Genomic DNA, 22,988 nt, shown 5'->3' with positions numbered 1-22,988 from the left:
GAATGCCCCACATGCGCGCCGTCCGGCCCGGCGATGACGCCGCGCTGAGCGAGATCTGTCTGCGGACCGCCGACCACGGCTCCGATGCCACCGGACTCTTCGACGACGACGACATCTGGGGAGCGATCTTCGTGCTGCCCTACGCCGAGCGGCATCCCGACTCCGCCTTCGTCGTGGCCGATGACGAGGACCGGGCGATCGGCTACGTCGTCGCGACGCCGGACACCGATGCCTTCGAGGAGTGGTTCCGCGGCGACTGGTGGCCGCGGTTCGCCGACCGCTGGCCCGTGCCCTCGCCCGATGACACCTCGCGGCAGGCGGGGACGCTGCGATACGCCTACGGTCGACGCCCCGGAGCCGAGCCGCTCGCCGCGACCTATCCCGCGCACCTGCACATCGACCTGCTGCCCGCGGCCCAGGGGCAGGGGTGGGGGCGACGGCTGATCGACCGGGTGTCGGAGCAGCTCCGCGCGTCGGGCGTCATCCGTCTGCACCTGGTCGCGTCGGCGGCCAACGACGGGGCGCTCGCCTTCTACGACCGCCTGGGGTTCGAGCGCCTGCCCTCCTCGCCCGGCGCGCAGGCGTTCGGCATCGACCTCGACCGCTGAGGCCCGGTCACGCGGCTCGCCGAGGTCCCCGTTGGGCCGGGTTTGGGGGCGGGTTTCCCGGCCGAAATGGGACCGCGCGGGGTGTGGGGGGCGGGTGGGCGCGGGGTGGGGGCCGCGCGTCAGCCGGCGAGCAGGCGCCCGTCGGAGATGCGGACCGTGCGGTCGACGAGCGCACTCGGCACCCGGACGTGCGAGATGAGGACGACGGCACGTTCCGGGTCTACGGCGGACAGCAGATCGCGCATCAGCGCGTCGGATGCCGCGGGGTCGACCCCCGCCGTCGGCTCGTCGAGCACGAGCACGGGGAAGCCGTGCAGCAGCGCACGAGCGAGCGCGATGCGCTGCGCCTGGCCGCCCGACACGAGCGCGCCGTGCTCGCCGACGCGAGCGTCGAGACCGCCGCGCTCGCGCAGCCAGCCGCCCAGGCCGACGCGTTCGAGCACGGCCTCCAACTCGGCGTCGGTCGCGGTGTCGCGGGCGAACAGGAGGTTCTGGCGGATGTCCTCGTCGAAGAGCATCGGCTGCTGCTCGCACAGTCCCACCGTCAGGCGCACGTCGTCGGGGGAGAGGCCGGTCACGTCTGTGCGCCCGATCCGGTAGCTCCCATCGACGTCGAGGAAGCGCACAAGGGCATGCGCGAGCGTCGACTTGCCCGCACCGCTCGAGCCGACGACGAGCAGGCGTTCACCCGGGCGGACATCCAGGTCGACGCCCGCGAGGGCCGGCCGATCGGCTCCGGGCCACGTCACCGACACGTCGCGGAGGTGCAGGCCGTCGCCGAGCGCGGGCGCGACACCCGTGGGTGCGACGCTGCTCGCAACGAGTCCCGATGGGATGTCGCCGGGCACGGTCTCGGCGATCCGTTCCGCCGACGCGTGCACCTGACGCCAGGATGCCGCTGCGAGCGGAACCGTCTGGAAGACCTCGAACACGGCCATCGGCACGAGCACGGCGACCGCCAGCCACGGACCGCCGAGGGCGGTGACATCCGGGGCGGTGACGATGACGGCGAGGATCGATGCGGCGCCCGCGGCGAGCGAGACGATGGCTGCGCTTCCGGCCTGCGCACCGGCGCGGCGGACGACCGCACGTCGGAGGTCGGCGTCCGCTGCCTCGACACGGCGACGGCTCTGCTCTTCGGCCCCGTACGCCAGCAGCACGTCGAGGCTTCCGAGATGGTCGGCGACGGCGTCGGCGAGCCGGGCGCGGAGCGGGGCGATCGTGCGCTCCGCGCGAGCACCCGCGACCCAGCCCCAGCCGGTGGCCGCCGCCGCGGCGACGACGAGGCAGCCGAGCAGGGTGAGCCCGGCCGGCCACGAGACGGTCGCGACGAAGACGACGGCGGCGAGAGCGACGGTGGCCGAGGCCACGAGCGGCTCCACCACTCGCAGCGGCAGGTTCTGCAGGTCGTCGACGTCGTCGACGAGGGCGGAGAGCGCGGATCCGCGGCGGATGCGGCCGAGCCCGTCGGGTGCGAGCGGGATCAGGCGTCGGACGAGGTCGGTCCGCGTCGTTGCGAGCTGACGCAGCGCCGCATCGTGCGACGTGAGGCGCTCGAGGTAGCGGAAGACGGCACGCGAGATCGCGAACGCCCGCACCCCGACGACGGCCGCCATCACGTACATCACCGCGGGCTGCTCGCTCGCGCGGACGATGAGCCACGCGCTGCACGCGAGGAGCGCGACGGCCGAGGCCTCCGTGGCGAACCCGGTCGCGAGGGCGCGCCAGAACCGTCGCGGCGGGGGCATCGCGCCGCGAAGCACCTCGGACGTCGTGGTCATGCCGTCACCTCCAATCGGGGTCGTACGTCGACGAGGACGTCGGCGATCGACCGGGCAGACTCCCGGTGCGAGACGAGCAGGACAGTCGCGCCGTCGTCAGCGACACGGCGGAGGCTCTGCCAGAGCGCGGCCTCGGTCTCGGCGTCGAGTGCGGCGCTCGGCTCGTCGAGCGCGACCACCGGCGCACCGCTGTTCACGTGCCGGAAGAGAGCCCGGGCGACCGCGACGCGCTGCGCCTGCCCGCCGGAGAGGCCCGCGCCGCGCACGCCGAGCTCGAGCGCCGGGTCGAGGTCAGCGGCGCCGGCGGCCGCGAGCGCGCGGACGACGGCGCGCTCACCCGCGGGCCCGGCGACGCGGTCCGTCGAAGCGCCGAGCGTGACGTTCTCGGCGACGGTGCCGGCGATCAGCCCCGCGTCCTGTCCGGCCCAGGCGAGCCACGACGCCGGCGGCGGAACCTGCTCGCCGTCGAGGGTCAGCTCCCCTTCGAACGGGGCGACGCCGCGCAGTGCGGCGAAGACGCTCGACTTGCCCGCGCCGCTCGGCCCGGAGAGGAGCGTGATCGTGCCCGGCCTCGCCGTGAACGACACGGGTGCGAGCAGCGAATCGCCGCGCCGCACCCGGAGCTCACGGGCGCGGAGGATGCCGCGCTCCGCCGCGACGCTCGTCGCGGCGTCCGTCGTCGACGCTGAGCTCGCGGCATCCTGCGGCGGCAGCGCGCGCGCCGCGTCGAGTACCTCGAAGACGTCGTCGGTGGCCGCGACACCCTCTGCGGCGGCGTGGAACTGGACCCCGACCTGACGAAGCGGAAGGTAGGCCTCGGGGGCCAGCAGCAGCACGAAGAGTCCGACAGACAGGGCGAGCGAGCCGTCGATGAGCCGGAAGCCGATCGACACCGCCACGATCGCGACGGAGATCGACGCGAGGAACTCCAGCGCGAAGCCCGACAGGAACGACACCCGCAGCACGCGCATCGTCTCGATGCGGTAGTTCTCGGTCACCCGTTCGATCGATGACGCGGCGCGGTGCTGCCGGCCGAACACCGTGAGGGTCGAGAGTCCGCGGACGGTGTCGGCGAAGCGGGCTGCGAGCTGGCGGAGGGTCTGCCACTGCGCGCGTTGCACCGCGCGGGTGGCGAGTCCGATCAGCACCATGAACAGCGGGATCAACGGCATCGTGAGCAGGACCGTCACGCCCGAGATCCAGTCGCTCCACCAGATGACGGCGATGAGCACCGGGGTCGCGATGACCGTCAGGACGAGTTGCGGCAGGTAGCGGCCGAAGTAGGCGTCGAGCGCGTCGAGGCCGCGGCCCGCGGTCACCGCGAGCTGAGCAGAGTTGCGGTTCGCGAGCCAGCCAGGGCCGAGGCGGCCGACGGCCGAGGTGAGCCCGCCGCGCAGCTCGCTGCGCACCCGGGCGGCGGCGCGAGCAGAGACGCCCTCGCGCAGCCAGAGGAGCCCGGCGCGCGCGGCGACGACGGCGGCGAGGGCGGCGAGGACGCGCATGAGGTCGGCTACCGGCATCCCGCCGATGGCTCCGACGATCGCTTGCGTGGTCAGCCAGGCGAACCCGACGACGACGGCGGTCTGGGCGAGGCCGATCGCGCCGATCGCGACGAAGAAGAGGCGCGAGGTGCGGGCGTAGCGCAGCAGCCGCGGATCGACGGGTCGTCCGCTCGAGCGCGCGGGCGCCTCGGGGTCGTCCATGCTCACCCTTCGATCCTGCCTTACCCCGGGACCGGGATGCCTCGGGTCCGGCGCGATAGCGCGGATCCGAGGCATCCCGTCACTCGGTCAGTGGGTGACGAGCTCGGCCTCTTCGATGCGTGCCCGGGTCACGCGCTTGCGGAAGACCCAGTACGTCCAGCCCTGGTAGAGGAGCACGAGGGGCAGGAAGATCACGGCCGCCCAGGTCATGATCGTCAGCGTGTAATCCGTCGACGACGCGTTCTCGATTGTGAGGTTCCATGCGGGATCCGTCGACGACGGCATGACGTTCGGGAAGAGCGAGAGCCACAGCGTCAGGACGGCGAACATCACGGTTCCCGCACCTCCCGCGAAGGCCCAACCCTCACGCCCGGTCGCGTTGGCGAGAATGGCCCCGATCAGCATGACCGCGGCGACGGTGGCCGTCACGAACACCAGCGGCAGCAGCGGCGCCTGGGCCCCCATGGCCGACAGCACGGTCCAGGCGAGGAAGACGGCCGCCGCGACGAGGGTCAGCAGTCCCGACTTCGTCGCGAGCCGGCGGGCCTGCTCGCGGACGTCACCGTCGGTCTTGAGAGCGACGAAGTAGACGCCGTGCGTGAAGAACAGCAGGAGCGTCACGACCCCGCCGAGCAGGCCGTAGGGGTTCAGCAGCGTGAACAGGGTGCCGGTGAACTCCTTGTCGGCGTCGATCGGCACGCCCTGAACGATGTTGGCGACCGCGACGCCCCAGAGGAAGGCGGGGAGCGCCGAGCCCACGACGATCATGAGGTCGAAGCGCTTGCGCCAGGTGGCATCATCGCGCTGGTGGCGGTACTCGAACGAGACCCCGCGCAGGATCAGGGCGATGAGGATCAGCAGCAGTGGCAGGTAGAACCCGCTGAAGAGGGTCGCGTACCACTCCGGGAAGGCCGCGAAGAGGCACGCGCCCGCGACGATGACCCAGGTCTCGTTGAGGTCCCAGACCGGACCGATCGTGTTGATGATCTGGCGCCGTGAGACGTTGTCCTTCCCGAGGAAGGGCAGCGACATCCCGACACCGAAGTCGAACCCGTCGAGGACGAAGTAGCCCACGAACAGGACTCCGACGATGAAGAACCAGACGTATGCGAGATCCATGTCGTGCTCCTCAGTAGACGGTGGTCTGCGTGTGGGACGCCGAGGGGTTCTCGGCTTCGGGCGAGCCCGGCTCGGGCAGCGGGTCGGGGCCCTTCTGTGCGGCCTTGCGGATGAGGCCGAACTCGACGACGGCGAGCGAGGCGTAGACCGCGGTGAACGCGATCAGCGAGATCAGGACCGTCCAGCCGGGGACGTTCGGTGAGACGCCGTCCTCGGTCAGCATCAGGCTGAAGACGATCCAGGGCTGGCGGCCCATCTCGGTGAAGACCCAGCCGACGAGGCTGCCGAGGAGGGGGAGGGGCGCGGACCAGATCGCGACCTTCCACATCCAGCGGGCCACGGGACGCTGAGCCTTCTTGCGGGTCAGCCAGAGGCCGGCGACCGAGATGAGGGTGGCGACACCGCCGAGGCCGATCATCCAGCGGAACGACCAGTAGGTGACCCAGACGATCGGGCGGTAATCGACGCCCGCACCGAAGGTCTCGGTGTACTGGGCCTGCAGGTCGTTGAGCCCTTCGACGCACCCGTCGAAGCTGTGGGTCGAGAGGAACGACAGCAGGTACGGCACGCGCAGCGACCAGATCTCCTCGGTGCCATCGGGCGTTCCGATGGAGAAGATCGAGAAGGATGCATCCGCGCCGCAGGCACTGTTGAACATGGCTTCGGCCGCGGCCATCTTCATGGGCTGCGTCGCCACCATCACGAGGCTCAGCTGATCGCCCGAGAGGGCGACGCCGACGAACGAGACGATCATGCCCCACATGCCGAAGCGGAGCGCGGGACGCATCGTCTCGATGTGCTGCGCGCGAGAGAGGTGCCAGGCGGCGACCGCGATGACCACGGCGGCGGCGAACATCCACGCGGCGAAGATCGTGTGCGGGAAGGCGGCCAGCACGATCGGGTTGGTGAGGACCGCCCCGAAGTCGATGAGCTCGGCGCGGCCGCCGTCGGCGGCCATCTGATACCCCACCGGGTTCTGCATGAACGCGTTGGCCGCGAGGATGAAGTAGGCCGACAGGGTCGAACCCAGCACGACCATCCAGATGGAGAACAGGTGAAGCGCCTTCGGGAGCTTGTCCCAGCCGAAGATCCACAGGCCGATGAAGGTCGCCTCGAAGAAGAAGGCGAGGAGGCCCTCGAAGGCCAGCGGTGCGCCGAAGATGTCGCCGACGAAACGCGAGTAGGCCGACCAGTTCATGCCGAACTGGAACTCCTGCACGATGCCCGTGACGACGCCCATCGCGAAGTTGATGAGGAAGATCTTGCCGAACAGGCGCGTCAGGTGCAGCCACTTCACGTTGCCGGTGCGGTGCCACACCGACTGGAAGATCGCCACGACGAGAGCCATCCCGAGGGTCAGCGGCACGAAGAGGTAGTGGTAAAGCGTCGTCAGACCGAACTGCCAGCGGGCCAGCAGGAGCGGATCGAGGAAGTCCATCGGGAGGTGCCTTTCGGGAGGCGAAGGTTTCGACAGGCTGAAGGTATCGAGTGTGGTTTTCCCCGGTCTCAGGGGCGGCCGGGAATAATGCTACGCGTGGTCTGACCACTTATCAAGGTGCTGTCAGACCACAGCCGACGCGGGCCGATCGGGCGGGATCGACCCGCGGGTGCACCGGAGCCGCTTACGCTCGACCCATGGGGGAGCCGCTCGTCGACAGATTCGCCCGGGTCCACCGCGACCTGCGCATATCGCTGACCGACCGCTGCTCGCTGCGCTGCACGTACTGCATGCCCGAGCAGGGCAACGAGTGGCTCGCTCGGCAGAGCATCCTCACCCTCGACGAGATCGTCGAGACCGCCACCGTCGCGGCTGCGGCGGGCATCACGACCTTCCGGCTCACGGGCGGCGAGCCGCTGCTGCGGACGGACCTCGTCGAGATCGTGCGGCGGCTCGCGGCGATCGAGTCATCCGACGGCCCGATCGAGATCGCCATGACCACCAACGGCATCCGGCTGCCTCAGGTGCTGCCCGACCTCGTCGCCGCCGGGCTGGCTCGCCTGAACATCTCGCTCGACACCCTCGACCGTGAACGGTTCCGCAACCTCACGCGTCGCGACCGTCTCGACGACGTGCTCGACGGCGTGCGCGCCGCGCAGGCATCCGGGCTCCGCCCCCTGAAGATCAATGCGGTGGCCATGCGCGGCGTCAATGACGACGAGCTCGCCGACCTCGTGGCCTTCGCCGTCGAGCACGACGCCCAGATGCGCTTCATCGAGCAGATGCCGCTCGATGCCGGGCACACGTGGGACCGGTCCACCATGGTCACCCGAGAGGAGATCCTCGAGGCGCTGTCCGCGCGCTGGAGTCTCGAGCCCGTCCCCGGGCGTGGCGGTGCGCCCGCCGAGCGATGGCGCCTCGACGGCGGCCCGCACACGGTCGGCGTCATCGCGTCGGTGACGGCGCCGTTCTGCGGTGCGTGCGACCGGATGCGGCTGACGGCCGACGGTCAGCTGCGCAACTGCCTCTTCTCGATCGACGAGTACGACCTGCTCCCGGTTCTCCGCTCGGAGATGACGCCCGAGGGCCGTGCCGACCGGATCGATCAGGTGCTGCGCAACTGCATCGCGGGTAAGAAGGCCGGTCACGCGATCGACGACCCCGCCTTCCTGCAGCCTGCGCGCGGCATGAACGCCATCGGCGGCTAGGCCGAGGTCGAGGCTCAGACGCGGGGTGCGGTCGCCTCGCGGCGGGCCGGTGCGATCAGGCTCGCGCCGCCGGCGATGCCCAGAGCGGCCGCGGCGGCGAACCCGGTCACGGGCCCGACGAGGGGGAGCAGGGCGCCGAGAACCGCCGCTCCGAGCGCCTGGCCGACCATGAAGGTCACGAACAGCAGGGCTGTGCCGGCTGCCGCGTGGGCAGCATTGATCTGCGTCGTCCATCCGATGAGGGCCCCCGACGCCGTGACGTACGCCCACCCGAACACGGCGCACGCTGCGGCGGAGAGCGTGCCCTGGGCCGGGGCAGCGCCGATCGCCAGCGTCGACACGCTGATGAGGCTCGCGCCGATCAGCCAGAGGGCGCGCGGCTGCAGCCCGCGCAGAAGCCGCGACGTGACGATGACGGCGGCGCCGCCGCATCCGAGCAGGATCCAGGACGTCACCGACTGCGCCTCCGATGCTCCCGCCTCGACCAGGACGGTACGGCCGTAGTTCCAGATCGCGGACGCGCCGACCCCGAGGAGGACGGATGCCGCGACCGCGGACCGATGCGCCGCCCACCATTCGCGCGGCGGGAGGATGGCGGGCCGGTTCGCGCGCGTGTCGACCGGTGCGCTTTCGCGCGCGCGGTCGGTGATGAGGACGGCGATCCCCGCCACCGCGGTGGCGACGGCCGCGATCATCCAGCACATGCGCCAATCGGCGGTGAGAATCAGGGGGATTGCTCCGGCAGCCACGAGGCCCGGGCCGGTTCCGGCGTTGACGATCGCCTGCGGCGTGCTCGACTCATGCTCGGCGAAGGTGCGAGCGACCAGGCGCACGAGGGCGGGGGAGGCGAGCCCGGCCCCGGCCGAGGCGATCGCCGCCGCGGGGGCGCAGGTCGCGGCATCCGTCGCCACGGCGATCCCGACGGCGCCGCCGCCTGCGGTGAGGGTCGCTGCGATCACGAGGAGCCGGGGATGGCGCTCGGCGGCGAGGAACCCGATCACCGCGGCGACCGCGTACGAGATCGAGCCCGCCGCCGAGATGAGGCCGGCCGCGCCGGTGTCTATCCCGAGGTCGTCGCTCATATCGGGCAGATGGAGTCCGAAGGCTAGGCGCACGAGGCCGTAGGTCGCCGCGATGAGCGCGACACCCGAAGCGACGAGGGGCCACCGCCAAAACAAAAACGACCGTTTCACTTTACCGAGCATAGAGTGCTGGCATGGGAATGCGGCCGCGCACGGAGGAACGCATCCTCGACGCCGCCGAGGACCTCTTCTTCACGCAGGGCATCGCCGCGACGCCGATCGATGCGGTGATCGCGCGTGCTGGCGTGTCGGCGGCGACGCTCTACCGCGGGTTCCCCAGCAAAGAGGCGGTGCTCGCGGCGGCGCTCGAGCGGCGGCAGCGGGTGTGGCTGGAGACGTGGGATGCCGCTGTGGCGCGCAGCGCCGACGACGTGGAGCGCCTGCTGGCGGTGTTCGACGCGCTGGCGGCGTTCCGCGACGAGCCACGCGGGTCGCGCTGGTGCGCCTTCCTCGGGGCGGCCGCGGAGTATGCCGACCCGCCGCCGGAGGTGGCATCCGCTGTCCGCGCCGACACCGAGGGCATGCGGGCGCGGCTGACGGCGCTCGCGCGTCCCGTCGCCGGCGCCGCCGCGGACGAGCTTGCGGAGCGGCTGCTTCTCGTCGTCAGCGGAGACCTGGCGATGCGGCTGCGCGAGCGCGATCACGACACCGCGCACGCGCGCTCGACGGCGGCGATCCTGATCGCGGCCGCCGGGGTCTGACGCCGGGCTCGGGTGCCGTGCCCAGCCCGATCGGGGTCAGTCGTGGGTGGTCGCTGCGTGCAGCAGCTGGATGATGCACACCGACGGGTCGCACGAGGAGCGCATGCCATCTACAGCGAGCGGTCCGCCCGCCTCGGTGAGCACACCCTGCAGCAGGCTCAAGTGCACGCTGCACAGCACCTCGCGGTGATCCGCCTGCGCCGTCGCGTGGGCGCACGGGGTGAGGTCGACGGTCAGCGCGGCGTCGTCGATGATCGGGTCGAAGCCCTCGTCCTCGAGCTCCTCGACGAGGGCATCGATCTGGTGCAGGGCGCGGGTCTCGAGCACGTCCGGCACGTCGAGGGTCAGGACGCGGCGCATGAGGTCGCCGCGCTGCGCGGCATCCCGCACCTTGCGGCGCTGGATGGCGCTACGGGTCGCGTCGCCGTCAGCGGCGCTGTAGAGCACGCGGGGGCGGCCGCGGGTGGTGCGGTGCTCCTTCTCGGCCACGATGAACCCGTCGGAGATCAGGCGTGCCAGGTGCTCGCGGATGGTGTTGGGGTGCAGGTCGGTGGCCTCTTGGAGCTCGAGGATCGTCCGGCGGGGCTGCTCCTGGATGAGGTGCAGGATCTCCACGCGGGAGTAGCTCGAGATGGCGCTGTATCCGACGGTCGCGGTGCTCATAGGACTCATTAAACACGGAAAACCGGTGTGGTCCTACCACACCGTGAATTTTGTCGTTTTGCTCACGCCGTCGAGCACTTCGGCCGGCGAACCTCGGAGAAAGCCACGAACCTCGGAGCCCGCGTGCGCGGGGCTCCGAGGTTCGCGTGATTCTCCGAGCTACGGATGCCGCTACCGCACGGTCACCACGAGCGGCCTGCTCACCGTCGTGCCCGCCGCGTTGATGAACTCGACGACGTACCGGTACCGCCCGGGGGTCTTGCCCGACACCGCGAGCGTCGCCATCTGGGCTCGTGGGCTGGCGGACGCGAGGTCTCCCGCGGCAACCTCGACGTCGTTCTCGAGGAACCGGTACGAGGTCGCGTTCGTGCCCCACCACATGTCGGCGCGCACGGTGTAGCTGCCGTCGCCGTCGTGGTTGTCGTGAGAGAGCACGGGCGAGCCGGGGGAGGCGTCGGTCACGGTCACCGTCAGCGGTGCCGTCGCCGTCGTCCCGCGCGAGTTCACCAGCTCACCGGTGAACCGGTAGGTGCCGTTCGGCAGTCCCGCGATGTCGACGACCGCCTGCTGTGCGCTCGGGCCGCTCGCGATCTCCAACGGCACCGACCCGACCAGCTCGCCGTCGCGGTAGAGCTTGAACAGCGAACCGTTCTGACCCCACCAGAGGTTCATGGTGACCCGGAACGTCCCGTCCCTCAGGCCCGTGTCCCAGCCGTCGTCCGAGCTCAGCACCGCCTTGCCGGGTACCGAGCGGGCGTCGTCGGCCGGCACCTCGGGCAGGACGAGGCTCACCGTGGCGCGCTCGCTCTCGGCATCGGCGTCGAAAGAGACGACGGAGACGTCGGAGGTGCTGCCCGCGGTCAGCCCGGTCACCTCGCAGGTGGTGACATCCGATGCCACCTCGCACACCGGCTCGGCCGCGTCGCCCACGAAGACACGGAAACCGTCGTACCGGGTACCGGCACCCGCCGGTGCCTGCCACGACACCGTCGCGGTCGTCGTCGACGTCGCCTCGGCCGCGACGCCGGAGGGTGCGCCGGGCGCCGTGACATCGGCGATGGCGATCCAGCTGAGCACGGGGTCCGCGGTCCCGGTGCCGCGCGCGGCCCGGAAGTCGACGACGGTCTCCTCGTCGAGCGTGAACGCGATCGTCGAGGTGCCCTGGGGGGTCGATCCCGACAGGTTCACCCGATCGCCGGAGATCCGCTCGCCGCCGATCTCGACGCTCGGTGCGACCTGGCGCGTCACGCTCCACCATTCCTGGTACCCGCTGGTCAGCTCGTACGAGCCGGCGGGGAGGGTGAAGCCGTAGTCGACCGATCCGCCTGAGCTCGCCCACCACCCGGTGGTGCGGCTCTTGTCGTAGACGCCGGTGCCGCGGGCGCGGAGGCCGACATAGCTCTCGCCCGACCCGATCGGGTTGCGCAGCCCCCACCCGGTCTCGTCGTCGAAGACCTGATCGGGGACGTCGCCGATGAGCGCGTCGCCGCGGAGCTCGGCGACAGCATCGAAGGCGGGTGACGCCCCCGGCGCCTCGGGGTCGGCGGCGCCCTGCGTGGATGCCGCGTCGACGAAGGCAACGACGCCGTCCGGCACGACCTCGAGCTGGAGCGTCACCGGTGTCTGACCGGTCTGACCGGCGCGACCTGCGACCGGGACGACCGCGTAGGGCGTCTCGGCGGTCGGCGTCTCCTGCCACTGCACGGGGACCTCCTGCGTCGCACCGCTGCGCGTCGCCAGCTCGACCGTGTCGGGGAGATCGAGCTCCTCGCCTGCCACCACGGCGACGCGGTAGTCGGGCAGTGCCAGGTAGGCGACCTCGACGAGGGCGTCGATCGTCGCGCGCAGCGCCGCGGTCGCGGCATCCACCTGCTCCTGCGTCGCCGTCGGGTCGTCGTGAACGGCCTTGGCCGCGAGGCCCTGGTCGCGCAATGCCTGCCAGGTCTCGGGGGTGTAGGCCTGCCGCGGCGCCGTCGTCGCTTCGGCCAACGCCGCGGCGAGCTCGGTGCGATCGGCCGTCTCGGTGTGGTCGGAGATGCCGATCCAGCTGAGGGCCGGGGCCTCCGTTCCGCCGGTTCCGCTGATCCGCACCGTCACGTCGGTCGCTGCGTCGAGAGTGAATCCACCTCGCAGTACAGCGCTCTGGCCGATGCTGCCGTTGGCGAAGGTGTGGTTGCCGATCGGCACCTGCACGGTCTCGCCGCCCGCGGTGTACTCGACCGTACCCGTCACGACCCGGCTGCGCCCCGAGCCGGGGTTCCACCACTCGGTGTGGCCGGTCGCGATGTCGTATTCGCCCGCCTCCAGGGCGAAGCGGTAGACGAGGGGGGTCGCCGCGTTCGCGCTGTACCAGCCGGTCTCGCGGGTCTTGTCGTACGGCGTCTGATTCAGACGGCCCTTCGCCGACGCCGATCCGACCCGGCCCCATCCGGCGCTCGCCGAGTAGGCGGCGTCGGCGGCGGTGTTGCGCAGAGTGTCGGCCGCGGCATCCCGAACCGCGGGATACGACGGCGCATCGGTGGGGGCGTTGGCATCGACGAAGTAGCGGATGCCGGCGGGCACCACCTCGACGTAGGCGCTGACCGCCAGTGCCGGGTTGTCGCGGAACACACCGTCGACCTTCACGAGATCGTAGGCGGTGCCGAACTGCGCGGGAGTCGTGCTCCACGTCACCGGGGCGTCGATCTCGCCGCCGGCCTCGCTGCGAGCGCGCACGGTGTCGGGCAGCCCCGGGACCGCCGTGGGGGCGGTCGACAGGCGGGGAAGCGCCGTCAGGACCTCGACCGGCCGCAGCTCGGGGTCGGCCGTGCCACCGCTCGATCCGCCGACGAGCAAGTCGATGCTGTCGAGGCTGAAGGTTCCCGAGACGACCTGCACCGTGACGCGGTGCGGAGCGTCCTCGAGTCCGCGCACCCATGCCGAGGTCTGGCGGTTGCCGATGCCCGAGACGGTGACGGAGCGTGCCGGCTGATCATCGATCATGATCGAGAGGACCGAGGCGCCGGTCGCGCCGTTGAGGTTGAAGCCGGTGCCCTCGAGGTCGAAGGCGAACGAGCGGCCCGCGGCGACGACGTGCTGCGTGCGGTTGTAGTGGGCATAGCCGGCCTGCGTGAACGACGAGCCCTGCGGGTACGCGATGCGCGCGTCGGCGTCATCGACCTTCACGGCGTGCCACGACAGATCCTCGATGGGGCTGATCGCGAGGTCGTCGAACTGGGTGTTGTAGTAGCCGCTCACGATCGAGACGCGCCCGGCCATCGTCGGGTTCGGCGTGGTGTCGGCGTAGGTGCCGAGCTGCTGACCGTCGAGGCGGACGGTGATGACGTTCTCGCGGGCCTCGACCTCGAGCTCGTGCCACGCATCGGCGTCGAACATGAAGATGGTGCCGGTCGCGACGTTCTGGCCGAGCTTGCGCAGCTCCCACGTTCCGTCGGCGTGCACGCGAGCGGTGTAGGTCGCGAGGTCCGCGCCGGTGCCCTCGGTGGTCGTCTGCCGCACCCCGAGGCCCGCGAAGTTCGCCAGCGATGCGTCACGCACCACACCGTCGAGGCGGAAGTCGATCTTCGCGGTGTAGTTCGTCCAGGTGTGGTCGCCCAATACCGTCGCCGGCGTCGTGGTGGAGGGGTTGCGCTGCGAGCCGTCGCCCCAGACGTTCCAGGTGTAGCCGCGGTTGTCGGCGTGAATCGCCTGATGCATCACGTTGCCGGCATCCGTGCCGATGACCTCGAAGGCGCCGTTCTGGTCGGCGGTGTAGCGGGGCGACCCGCCCCGGCGGGTGACGTAGTCCATCGGGACGCCGCCGACGTCCTGAACGGCGTAGTCGGCGTACTCGAAGTCGTCGGTGTAGGGGAGCGGCAGGACGTCGTCGGTCACCGTGGCGGCGTACTGGCCGCTTTCGTAGTCGGTCGCGGCGTCATGGATGCCGTGCTGCTGCGTCGCGAGCGTGAGGATCGAGTACGGCTGCACCTGCACCCGGTAGACGTCGTACTCCACCCCGTCCGTCGTCTCGGTGCGCACCGGGACGACCTTTCCGGTGTTCTGGAACCAGTCCGCGTCGAACGCGTCGCCGGCATCCGGTCCCGTGGTCTCCCACACGTACAGCGGGGTGTCGTCGTCGGTGTCGAGGTTCGCGACCTTCACCTCGAAGTTCCGGACGCGTGAGGTGTTGTTGGCATGCACCTGGCTGAACTCGAGATCTTCGCCCGCGGCGACGTCGGCTGCGGGCGTGCGCAGCGTCAGGGCTGTGCGGGTCGAGGTGTCGACGACGGTTCCGCCGTCGCCCTTCTGCCCGTCGCCGCCCGAGGCGCCTTCGATGTACTCCCAGCCCTCGTCCATGAACTGCGTGAAGTGCCGCACCAGTGCGATGCCGACACCGCCCTCGTAGTAGCCCGACCACGGGTCGGACGCCCGGATGAGGTGCTTCGGGGAGTACTGCGAGCCCTCGTACAGCGCGCTGACGGCGGGCTGGAAGAGGAACGTCGTCATGTGTCCGGGGTCGGCGCTCGAGCCGCTCCACCGGTAGGCGTTGATGAACCGGTCGGCGATGTCGACGGCGCCGACGGTGCCCCCGATGCCGCCGCGCGCGGGGTCGGCCTGCACGCGGTACTCGGGGTCGATCATCGGCGCGACGCCCTCCGAGTAGAGCACCTCCATCCCGAACTCCTTGTTCAGGCGGGTCAGCGCCGGATCACCGGAGATGTCGTAGTGGTAGCCGATCGCATCGACCTGCTCGAGCGCCTCGGGGCTGGCGAGGATGGCTCGCGAGACCTGACCGACGTTGCGGTAGGAGTCGAGAGCGACGATCTTGATGTTCCCGTAGTCGTAGCGAGCACCCTCCGCCTGCGCGTCGGCCTCGAGGCGCTTCGCGAAGTCGACGGTCCAAGCGAGCTCGGAGCCGATGTAGTTCGCGTGGACCTCGTTCTGCGACGGACTCAGGTAGTCGAACTCGACGCCGTAGGTGTCGTAGGCGGCGTCGATCGTCTCCTTGTACCACTGGTATCGCAGGTCGGGCTCGGCCTTCGTCCACGACGGCTCGCCCCAGCGGAGGGCCTCGACCTCGACGTCCGGGTTGATCGACTGCGCGTCGGCGATGAAGTGGAAGCCGGCGCCGCGCAGCACGTTGGCGGGTTCGTCGGCGGAGCGCTTCGTGGCGGGCTCGGTTCCCGACGAGGTGTTGTTGTCCGCGCCGAGCTCGACCTTGATGTGCTTCAGACCCGCGCCCTCCACCGGGTCGAACAGCATCCGCAGGATGCGCCAATAGACGTCCGGGTGCTCCTCCTTGTAATCGAGGAGGAGGTTCGAGGTGTTGTTGCACGACACCGAGCCGAAGCCGCCGAATGTGTTGAACGGCGAGCCCGATGCATCGCGCTCGACGTCCTCGCCGTCCACGAGCAGCTCGGCCCATTCTGCGACGTCGTCATAGGTGAGCGTGGGCAGCTCGGAAGCGCCGGAGGTCGCCGTGGCGGCATCCGCTGCGACGGACGAGAGGGGTACGGCGTTCGCCGCGGTTGCGGGGACGACCAGTCCGGTCGTCGTGATGAGAGCGGCGGCGACGGGCGCGAACGCCCGAGCCCATGACATCTTCGTCATCGGTGGATTCCTCGTCGGTGAAGGTCCAGTGGGGATGCTTCGAGGGAACCACCCGGGCGCCATCGAGGCGAGGCATCCGATCGCGTTCGAACACACTCGAACCGAGGCGATCGCTATGGTGGGTGGCGTGGAGGAGCCGACGGGGGCGAGATTCGCGGTGTCGCGCCGCGAGCGGATCCTCGACGAGCTCCGGTACGCGGGCTCGGTCCGTGTCGCCGATCTCGCTCGCCGCTTCGGAGTCGCGGAACTCACGATCCGCCGCGACATCGGTTACCTCGCCGACCGCGGGCTGCTCACGCGGGTGCATGGCGGAGCCACTCTGCGCAGCCGCCTCGACACCTCGGTACCGCTCGGGGTGGGCGGCAGACGTCCGACTCTGTTCCGGGTGGGAATGGTGGTCCCGTCGCTGACCTACTATTGGCCGCAAATCGTGATCGGTGCCCGTGCTGCGGCGACGGATGCGGGCGTGCAGCTCATCCTGCGGGGGGCGAGCTATTCGGTGCACGACCAACGCCGTCAGATCTCGTCGCTGCTCGACATGGGCGATCTTCACGGGCTCATCGTGGCGCCCGAGACGCTCGGAGCCGACGGCGCGGCGTTGCTGCACTGGCTCGACGCGTTGCCGATCCCCGTCGTCCTGGCGGAGCGCAGCGCTCCCTCGCACCTCGCGCTCACCCGGTTGGAGTGGGTGACGACCGACCACGACTTCGGAGGATCGCTGGCCGCCGCCCATCTTTCGGCGCGCGGACACGTCCGCGTGGGCTTCGTGACATCGGCCGGTTCGCCGACATCACCCCCGTTGCGACGCGGCTGGCGGCGTGCCATCGAGAACGACGGGCTCGTCCCGACGATCGACCGCGATCTCTCCCTCGACGAGCTCGACGCCGCAACGCGCGAGAGCGTCGTGGCGGACCTGCTCGCCGAGTGCCGCCGGAGCAGGACGACCGCGCTGCTCGTCCACTCCGACCCTCAGGCAGTCCTCGTGCAGCAGCAGGCGCGCGACCTCGGGTGGTCCATGCCCGACGACCTCGCGATCATCGCCTACGACGACGAGGTCGCTGCGAGCGCCGAGCCCGCCATCACGGCTCTGCGGCCGCCGAAGCAGCACATCGGCAGGCTCGCGGTCGAGGCGGTGACGGCGCGATTGGCCGGCGGGGCCGCGCGACCCGTTCAGCGCACCCACGTGCTGCCCTCGCTGCATGCCCGCGACTCCACTGCGGTCGACCTGCGGCGATGAGCGCGCGTCGACGCGAACGTCGGAGCATACGACGAACCTCGGAGCCCGCGTGCGCAGGGCTCCGAGGTTCGCGTGATTCTCCGAGCTACGGATGCTGCCGATCAGGCCTCCGGGCTCCACGTCGAGACGCGGGTGAGCTCGGCGATCTCGTCGGCCGTGAGCTCGACGCGTCCGCCGTCGAGCAGGCCCTGCACCTGCTCGAGGCGCGAGGCGCTCGCGATCGGCGCGACGACGGTCGGCTGCGAGCGCAGCCACGCGAGAGCGGCCGAGGCGATCGATACGTCGTGTGCGGCGCCGATGCGCTCGAGCGTCTCGATGATCTGCAGGCCCTGCGGCGTCGCATACACGGCGGCGCCCTCGGCGCGCGGGGTGTCGTGCCCCGAGGCGTCTGTCGACCGGTACTTGCCGGTCAGGAAGCCCTTCGCTAGAGCGAAGTAGGGGACGAGGCTGAGGTTCTCGCGCTCGGCGATCGGCACGATCGTGTCTTCGACCTCGTTGCGGTGCACGAGGTTGTAGTGGGGCTGGATGGCCACGGGGCGGGCGACGCCGGTCTCGTCGGCGATGCGCAGCCACTCCTCGATGCGCTCGGCGGTGTAGTTCGACACGGCGATGTGGCGGACGAGGCCGTCGGCGACGAGCTGGCCGAACGCGCCGACCGTCTCTTCGAGAGGGGTCTCCTCGTCGTCGAAGTGGGCGTAGTAGAGGTCGATCGCGTCGACGCCCAGGCGCTTCAGCGATGCCTCCGCGGCAGCGCGGACGTTCGAGGCGGACAGACCGCGGAAGTCGGGATGCTGGCTGACCTTGGTCGCCACGACGACCTCGGGGCGGCTGCGCGCGGCGAGCCATTCGCCGATGATCGTCTCGCTCTCGCCGCCGCTGTGGCCGGGCGCCCAGGCGCTGTAGGAATCGGCGGTGTCGACGAAGTTGCCGCCTCCCTCGACGAAAGCGTCGAGGATCGCGAACGACGCGTCGCGGTCGGCGGTCCAGCCGAAGACATTGCCGCCGAGGGCGAGGGGGAAGACGGAGAGGTCGCTGTTTCCGATCGTGCTCATGTTGGGTTCAAGGTGTGGGGGCGAGTTCGTATTCCGGTCCAACGACGACGCGCCAACTCCTCAGAATCCGACCCGCCATGCGGTGCCGAGCCCCCGCCAGGGGAGGGGGTCGCCGAATCTGAGGAGTTGGCGCGGTGCGCGTGCGCAGCGGTGTCAGCGCGTGCGGGTCGAGCCGCGGCGCGAGACGGCGACGTAGATGCCGAGCACGATGATGGCGCCGATGATCGAGCCGATGATGCCGGAGGGCTGCAGGAAGCCGCCCTCGGGGCTGTGGTTGAAGATGAGGAATCCGAGGAATCCGCCGACGAACGAGCCGACGATGCCGAGCACGATGGTCATCAGGATGCCGATGTTCTGCTTGCCGGGGATGACGGCGCGTGCGATGAAGCCGGCGATCAGTCCGACGAGGATGAGGCCGAGGATCGTCCAGAGCATGGTGCTTCTTCTTTCTTCGCTGGAACAGGTGCCGGTGGGCACCCGGGGGCGGACGACAGGTTATGGCCGCGCCCGCGGGATCACGTTCGCTCTTTCGCCCACTCCCGCCGTGGTTGTACCCTTTCGGGCCCGTGCGAGCGGCGAGCACGCACCGTCGCGGCGAGAACGCACCCGCGACGGTGCGCTCTCGGCGCCATGGTGCGTACTCGGCCGAGCTACGTCAGGCAAGCGCCTCACGCAGCACGGCGAGCCAAGCGGGGAATGCGTCGAGATGTGCGTCGTGGGTGCCGTCGGGGAGAGGCAGGATGCGGGTGCCGGGGCGTCGGCGGACAAGCTCGGCCTGTTGCTCGGGGGAGAACATGCCGCGGTGGGCGAAGACGGCGGTCGTCGGCACCGTGAGGCTCTCCCACTCGGGCCATCGCGGCTCGTGCACCGCGGTGATCACGGCCTGCATGACGTCCGCGTCGAAGCGCGGCCGCAATCCCGACGGCGTCTTCTCGAGGTCGGCGACCCAGGCGTCGACGAGCGGCGAGTCGCCCAGGAAGGCCCGCGCGGCGGCAGCGTCGGCGAACGGGGTCGGCCACGAGGCGAAGAAGGCGCCGAGGTCGGCGGCATCCTGAGGATCGGCGCTTCCCGCCGGGTGTCCCTCCAGCATGACGAGCCGGCTCACCAGGTCGGAATGACGGCTCGCGGTGAGGAACGCGGTGTGCGCGCCCATCGACTGTCCGACCAGCGCCACCCGCTCGTCCGGCGCGAACCGCTCGATCACGGCGACGGCATCCGCAACGAAGGCGTCGCGGGAGAGATCGTCGGGTCGCCGCGTGCTGCAGCCATGACCGCGTTGGTCGAGCAGCAGCACGCGATGCCGGTCGGTGAGCGCGTCCGCCGTGGGCATGAGCTCGCGCGAGCTGCCCGCCAACCCGTGCAGCAGCAGGACCGCGGAACCCGACCCTCCCGCCTCGGTCACCGTGAGCGAGACGCCGTCACGGTCGATGATGGTGCGGCGGTGCTGCGTCATCCCTCCATTCTCGCCGCCATGGTGCGTGCTCGGCGCGAGCTACGACCAGCGCAGTGGCGTGACCTCGCCCGTCTCCCAGTCGCGACGGAGGATGCTGTACGCCACCGATCCCAGCGGTTCGGCCCCCTCGACGGGCCATCCCTCGCGGTAGTAGGCCTCCTGGACCCAGCCGCACGCATCGAAGACGCGGCGCATCGCGCGATTGTCCTCGCGGGTCTGCCCCTCGAAGCGGTCGACGTCGGGCATCGTCGTGAACACGTGGTCTGCCGCCGTCGCCAGCACGTCTTTCGCGAGGCCGCGGCCCCGCCACGCCGACGCCAGCCGGAGATCGAACAGCGGTGCGCCGTCGCTGATCTCCTCGAGGCGGAAGAACCCGATGCGGCCGTGCTCGACATGGTCGATCCAGAACGAGTCGTTGTCGTCGTCGCGGAACCGTCCCGCGGCGATGCCGTCCTCGACCTGCTCGCGCGTCGGCCGGGTCCCGACGTGGAACGGGAACACCTCGCCGGTCATGAACGCGATCAGTTCCTCGCGGTCGGCTCCCGTCGGGTCGATACGGACGAGCTCGATGATCATGGCGGCGCCTTCGCTTCGGGGGCGGGCGGTGCCGCGGTCGCGGCAGCCGTGCGCCGGTCAGCGGCGCTCGCGCTCAACGCTAACGGCTGGCTGGGCTGTGTCAGGTCAGGGGATGAAGGCGCTCGCTTCGCGGGCGAGGTGTTCGCCGATGGATACCACGGCGATCGCAACCACCGCCACCGCGAGAACCCCGGCGATCTGCACGCCCCGCCGTTTCGGGGTCAGGAACGCCGCAACCAGCGCGACGACGAGGCACAGCGCCGCGAAGAGACGAAGGCCAGCGGACACCGCGATAGCGAGATACGCCTCGTCATCTCGCACCGCGATCAGGCCGGACGCGACGTCGAGTCCCGCGAGTACGACCGCGCCCGACGCGATCGCGAGCGGTGCAGATGGATGGACGTCGAGCTTCGTCACGCCGCCGAGCCTAGGCGGTCAGACGGTGGCGGGTGCCGACTTCCAGCCGAGCGCGGGAGCGACGTACTTCGCGAACGACTCGACGATGCGCAGGTTGAACTCGACGCCCAACTGCGACGGGATCGTCAGCATGAGGGTGTCGGCGCTCATGACCGCGGCATCCTGCAGCAGCTGCTCGACGAGGACGTCGGGCGCCGCGGCGTACGTCTTGCCGAAGGTCGAGCGCATGCCGTCGATGTAACCGATGCCGTCCTGGTCGTTGCTGCCGCCGAAGTACAGCTCGTCCTCGGCGGTCGTGATCGGGAAGACCGAGCGGCTGACCGACGTGCGGGGCTCACCGGGATGCCCGGCTTCGCGCCACGCGGCGCGGAACGCATCGAGCTGTCGGGCCTGCAGGATGTCGAACGGCGTACCGTCCGCCTCGGTGAGGAGCGTCGACGACATCAGGTGCACACCCTTGCGTCCGGCCCACTCAGCGGTCTCGGTCGTGCCGGCGCCCCACCAGATGCGGGAGCGGAGTCCGGAGGAGTGGGGCTCGATCCGCTGCATCCCGTTCCCGCCGCCGAAGGGACTGTTCGGGTCGCGCTCGGCGAGTCCTTCGCCCTCGATGGCGCGGAGGAAGGTGTCGAAGTGCTCGCGTGCGATGTCGGCGCCGCGCGGATCCTGCGAGCCGGTGTACCCGAACGCCTCGTACCCGCGGACGACGGTCTCGGGTGACCCGCGGCTCACGCCGAGCGCGAGTCGCCCGTCGGAGATCAGGTCGACGGCCGCGGCCTCCTCGGCGAGGTAGAGCGGGTTCTCGTACCGCATGTCGATGACGCCGGTGCCGATCTCGATGTTCTTCGTCGTCGCGGCGATCGCGGCCAGCAGCGGCATCGGCGACGCCTGCTGCCGTGCGAAGTGGTGCACGCGGAAGTAGGCGCCCACGGCGCCGAGGTCGTCCATTCCCTGCGCGAGGTCGATGGCCTGACGCAGCGAATCACCGGCGGTGAGCTCGCGACCGCCGCCCAGGGGACCGTAGTGACCGAACGAGAGAGTGCCGAAACGCTGCATGTCAACCCGCAACGCCCGTGGCCCCGTTCGCATTCCCCCGTGCATAGGCTGGGCGAAACCGACCCCGGGAGGTGTCATGGTCCAGGTCCGCGTTCTCGGGGTCGCGCTCGATCCCGCTCAGCAGCACGTCATCCTGCTCAAGCCCGTCGACGCGCTGTCGGATCGGGTGCTGCCGGTCTGGATCGGTTCGCAGGAGGCGACGTCGATCCTCGTCGCGGTCGAAGGGGTCTCGCCCCCGCGTCCCCTCGCGCACGACCTCATGATTCGCCTGCTCGACGCGACCGACGCGACCGTCGACCGTGTCGAGGTCACCCGCATCGACGACGGCACCTTCTACGCCGAGGTGACGGTCACGGCCCTCACCGGATCGCGGGTGGTCGATGCCCGCCCCTCCGACGCGATCGCGCTCGCCTCGCGTGCCGGGGCGCCGATCTTCGTCGCCGACGACGTGCTCGCCGAGGCGGGCATCCCCGACACCGTGAGCGAAGCACCGGAGGGGGCCGAGACTCCCGAGGCGGCCGAGCAGCGCGTCGCGGAGTTCCGCGAGTTCCTCGACGACATCGATCCCGACGATTTCCGCGGCTGACGCGCCGGCCGAAGAGCCGGCGCAGCCGCATCCGATCCACACCCCCCCGACGAAAGGAACACCCATGTCCCGCATCCTGATCATCGGAGGCCACGGCAAGGTCGCGCTCCGCCTGGAGCCGATCCTCGCCGAGCGCGGTGACACCGTCACCGCCGTCATCCGCAACCGCGATCACGAGGCCGACGTCGCCGCGACCGGTGCCACGCCACTCGTCGCCGACGTCGAGTCCTTCGACGTCGACCAGCTGACGAACCTGCTCAGCGGCAACGACGCGGTCGTCTGGGCTGCCGGAGCCGGAGGAGGGGATGCCGCCCGAACCTGGGCCGTCGACCGCGACGCGGCCATCCGCTCGATCGACGCCGCCGCGGCAGCTGGCGTGCGCCGCTACGTCATGGTGTCGTACTTCGGTGCGGGACCGGATCACGGCGTGCCCGAGGACGACTCCTTCTACGCCTACGCCGAGGCGAAGGCGGAGGCCGACGCGCACCTGCGCGAGAGCGGGCTGGACTGGACGATCGTCGCGCCGAGCGGCCTGACGCTCGACGAGCCGACCGGCCAGATCACGGTGGGCGGCTCGGGCGAGGAGTCCGTGCCCCGCGGCGATGTCGCGGCGGTCATCGCAGCCGTCCTCGCCGAGCCCGCGACCGTCGGGCGCATGATCGAGTTCACGGGCGGTGACACCCCGATCGAGGCGGCGCTCACAGCCGACTGACCGTTTTTGT

The 22,988-nt window shown here is 70.6% G+C and carries 19 protein-coding genes; 6 read left to right on the top strand and 13 right to left on the bottom strand.

What is annotated here, in order from left to right; all coding sequences use genetic code 11:
* Positions 1 to 2: 2 nt before the first annotated feature.
* Positions 3 to 608: a GNAT family N-acetyltransferase gene (locus ABIC53_RS08560; protein WP_282502208.1), complete on the top strand. Its 606-nt coding sequence runs from the start codon at positions 3 to 5 to the stop codon at positions 606 to 608.
* A gap of 119 nt (positions 609 to 727) precedes the next feature.
* On the opposite strand, the gene cydC is transcribed toward ABIC53_RS08560, so the two are convergent.
* From cydC to ABIC53_RS08540, 4 genes are all read right to left on the bottom strand, one after another.
* Positions 728 to 2,389 (bottom strand): thiol reductant ABC exporter subunit CydC, encoded by a 1,662-nt coding sequence (gene cydC / locus ABIC53_RS08555; protein ID WP_354451113.1) that lies wholly within the window; start codon positions 2,387 to 2,389, stop codon positions 728 to 730.
* Positions 2,386 to 4,092: a thiol reductant ABC exporter subunit CydD gene (cydD, locus tag ABIC53_RS08550; RefSeq protein WP_354452197.1), complete on the bottom strand. Its 1,707-nt coding sequence runs from the start codon at positions 4,090 to 4,092 to the stop codon at positions 2,386 to 2,388. The genes cydC and cydD overlap by 4 nt, the downstream gene beginning before the upstream one ends.
* A gap of 87 nt (positions 4,093 to 4,179) precedes the next feature.
* Positions 4,180 to 5,211, bottom strand: a complete 1,032-nt coding sequence (gene cydB, locus ABIC53_RS08545) for a cytochrome d ubiquinol oxidase subunit II (RefSeq protein WP_112613557.1) — start codon at positions 5,209 to 5,211, stop codon at positions 4,180 to 4,182.
* 10 nt (positions 5,212 to 5,221) lie between these two features.
* Positions 5,222 to 6,649 carry a cytochrome ubiquinol oxidase subunit I gene (locus ABIC53_RS08540; protein WP_112613559.1) on the bottom strand — a complete coding sequence of 476 codons (1,428 nt, stop codon included), beginning with the start codon at positions 6,647 to 6,649 and terminating at the stop codon, positions 5,222 to 5,224.
* 197 nt (positions 6,650 to 6,846) lie between these two features.
* On the opposite strand from ABIC53_RS08540, the gene moaA reads away from it, so the two are divergent.
* A complete protein-coding gene (gene moaA, locus ABIC53_RS08535) occupies positions 6,847 to 7,857 on the top strand; it encodes a GTP 3',8-cyclase MoaA (protein WP_323987358.1) in 1,011 nt (336 codons plus the stop codon).
* 14 nt (positions 7,858 to 7,871) lie between these two features.
* Here the strand turns inward: moaA and ABIC53_RS08530 are convergent, their stop codons facing one another.
* Positions 7,872 to 9,035, bottom strand: coding sequence for an MFS transporter (locus tag ABIC53_RS08530; protein ID WP_354451110.1), 1,164 nt, complete (start codon positions 9,033 to 9,035; stop codon positions 7,872 to 7,874).
* A gap of 38 nt (positions 9,036 to 9,073) precedes the next feature.
* On the opposite strand from ABIC53_RS08530, the gene ABIC53_RS08525 reads away from it, so the two are divergent.
* Positions 9,074 to 9,640, top strand: coding sequence for a TetR/AcrR family transcriptional regulator (locus ABIC53_RS08525; protein WP_274177469.1), 567 nt, complete (start codon positions 9,074 to 9,076; stop codon positions 9,638 to 9,640).
* Positions 9,641 to 9,676: 36 nt separating this feature from the next.
* On the opposite strand, the gene ABIC53_RS08520 is transcribed toward ABIC53_RS08525, so the two are convergent.
* The gene (locus ABIC53_RS08520; RefSeq protein WP_112613567.1) at positions 9,677 to 10,303 is read right to left on the bottom strand and encodes a helix-turn-helix transcriptional regulator; all 627 of its coding nucleotides are present in this window, start codon (positions 10,301 to 10,303) and stop codon (positions 9,677 to 9,679) included.
* A 171-nt stretch (positions 10,304 to 10,474) separates the two neighbouring features.
* Positions 10,475 to 15,892, bottom strand: coding sequence for an Ig-like domain-containing protein (locus ABIC53_RS08515; RefSeq protein ID WP_282502212.1), 5,418 nt, complete (start codon positions 15,890 to 15,892; stop codon positions 10,475 to 10,477).
* 115 nt (positions 15,893 to 16,007) lie between these two features.
* On the opposite strand from ABIC53_RS08515, the gene ABIC53_RS08510 reads away from it, so the two are divergent.
* Complete coding sequence (locus tag ABIC53_RS08510; RefSeq protein ID WP_354451107.1) at positions 16,008 to 17,129, top strand: substrate-binding domain-containing protein; 1,122 nt, start codon at positions 16,008 to 16,010, stop codon at positions 17,127 to 17,129.
* Between the two features lie 101 nt (positions 17,130 to 17,230).
* On the opposite strand, the gene ABIC53_RS08505 is transcribed toward ABIC53_RS08510, so the two are convergent.
* From ABIC53_RS08505 to ABIC53_RS08480, 6 genes are all read right to left on the bottom strand, one after another.
* On the bottom strand, positions 17,231 to 18,181 hold the full coding sequence (locus ABIC53_RS08505; RefSeq protein ID WP_282502214.1) for an aldo/keto reductase: 951 nt from the start codon (positions 18,179 to 18,181) through the stop codon (positions 17,231 to 17,233).
* 153 nt (positions 18,182 to 18,334) lie between these two features.
* Positions 18,335 to 18,616 carry a GlsB/YeaQ/YmgE family stress response membrane protein gene (locus tag ABIC53_RS08500; RefSeq protein ID WP_023951967.1) on the bottom strand — a complete coding sequence of 94 codons (282 nt, stop codon included), beginning with the start codon at positions 18,614 to 18,616 and terminating at the stop codon, positions 18,335 to 18,337.
* Between the two features lie 220 nt (positions 18,617 to 18,836).
* The gene (locus ABIC53_RS08495) at positions 18,837 to 19,634 is read right to left on the bottom strand and encodes an alpha/beta fold hydrolase (protein ID WP_274177473.1); all 798 of its coding nucleotides are present in this window, start codon (positions 19,632 to 19,634) and stop codon (positions 18,837 to 18,839) included.
* 39 nt (positions 19,635 to 19,673) lie between these two features.
* A complete protein-coding gene (locus ABIC53_RS08490) occupies positions 19,674 to 20,210 on the bottom strand; it encodes a GNAT family N-acetyltransferase (protein ID WP_274177474.1) in 537 nt (178 codons plus the stop codon).
* Positions 20,211 to 20,315: 105 nt separating this feature from the next.
* Complete coding sequence (locus ABIC53_RS08485) at positions 20,316 to 20,627, bottom strand: hypothetical protein (protein WP_323987366.1); 312 nt, start codon at positions 20,625 to 20,627, stop codon at positions 20,316 to 20,318.
* 18 nt (positions 20,628 to 20,645) lie between these two features.
* Positions 20,646 to 21,680, bottom strand: coding sequence for an LLM class flavin-dependent oxidoreductase (locus tag ABIC53_RS08480; protein ID WP_269267469.1), 1,035 nt, complete (start codon positions 21,678 to 21,680; stop codon positions 20,646 to 20,648).
* Positions 21,681 to 21,756: 76 nt separating this feature from the next.
* Between ABIC53_RS08480 and ABIC53_RS08475 the strand changes: the two genes are divergently transcribed.
* Together ABIC53_RS08475 and ABIC53_RS08470 are read left to right on the top strand one after the other, a co-directional pair.
* Positions 21,757 to 22,266 carry a bifunctional nuclease family protein gene (locus ABIC53_RS08475; protein ID WP_023951957.1) on the top strand — a complete coding sequence of 170 codons (510 nt, stop codon included), beginning with the start codon at positions 21,757 to 21,759 and terminating at the stop codon, positions 22,264 to 22,266.
* Between the two features lie 64 nt (positions 22,267 to 22,330).
* The gene (locus ABIC53_RS08470) at positions 22,331 to 22,978 is read left to right on the top strand and encodes an NAD(P)H-binding protein (RefSeq protein ID WP_354451103.1); all 648 of its coding nucleotides are present in this window, start codon (positions 22,331 to 22,333) and stop codon (positions 22,976 to 22,978) included.
* Positions 22,979 to 22,988: the final 10 nt, after the last annotated feature.

Origin of the sequence: Microbacterium sp. 1262 (assembly GCF_040544895.1) — a bacterium.
Lineage (GTDB): Bacteria > Actinomycetota > Actinomycetes > Actinomycetales > Microbacteriaceae > Microbacterium > Microbacterium plantarum.
The sequence above is the reverse complement of the archived record's forward strand: the minus strand, read 5'-3'. Positions and strand labels throughout refer to the sequence as shown.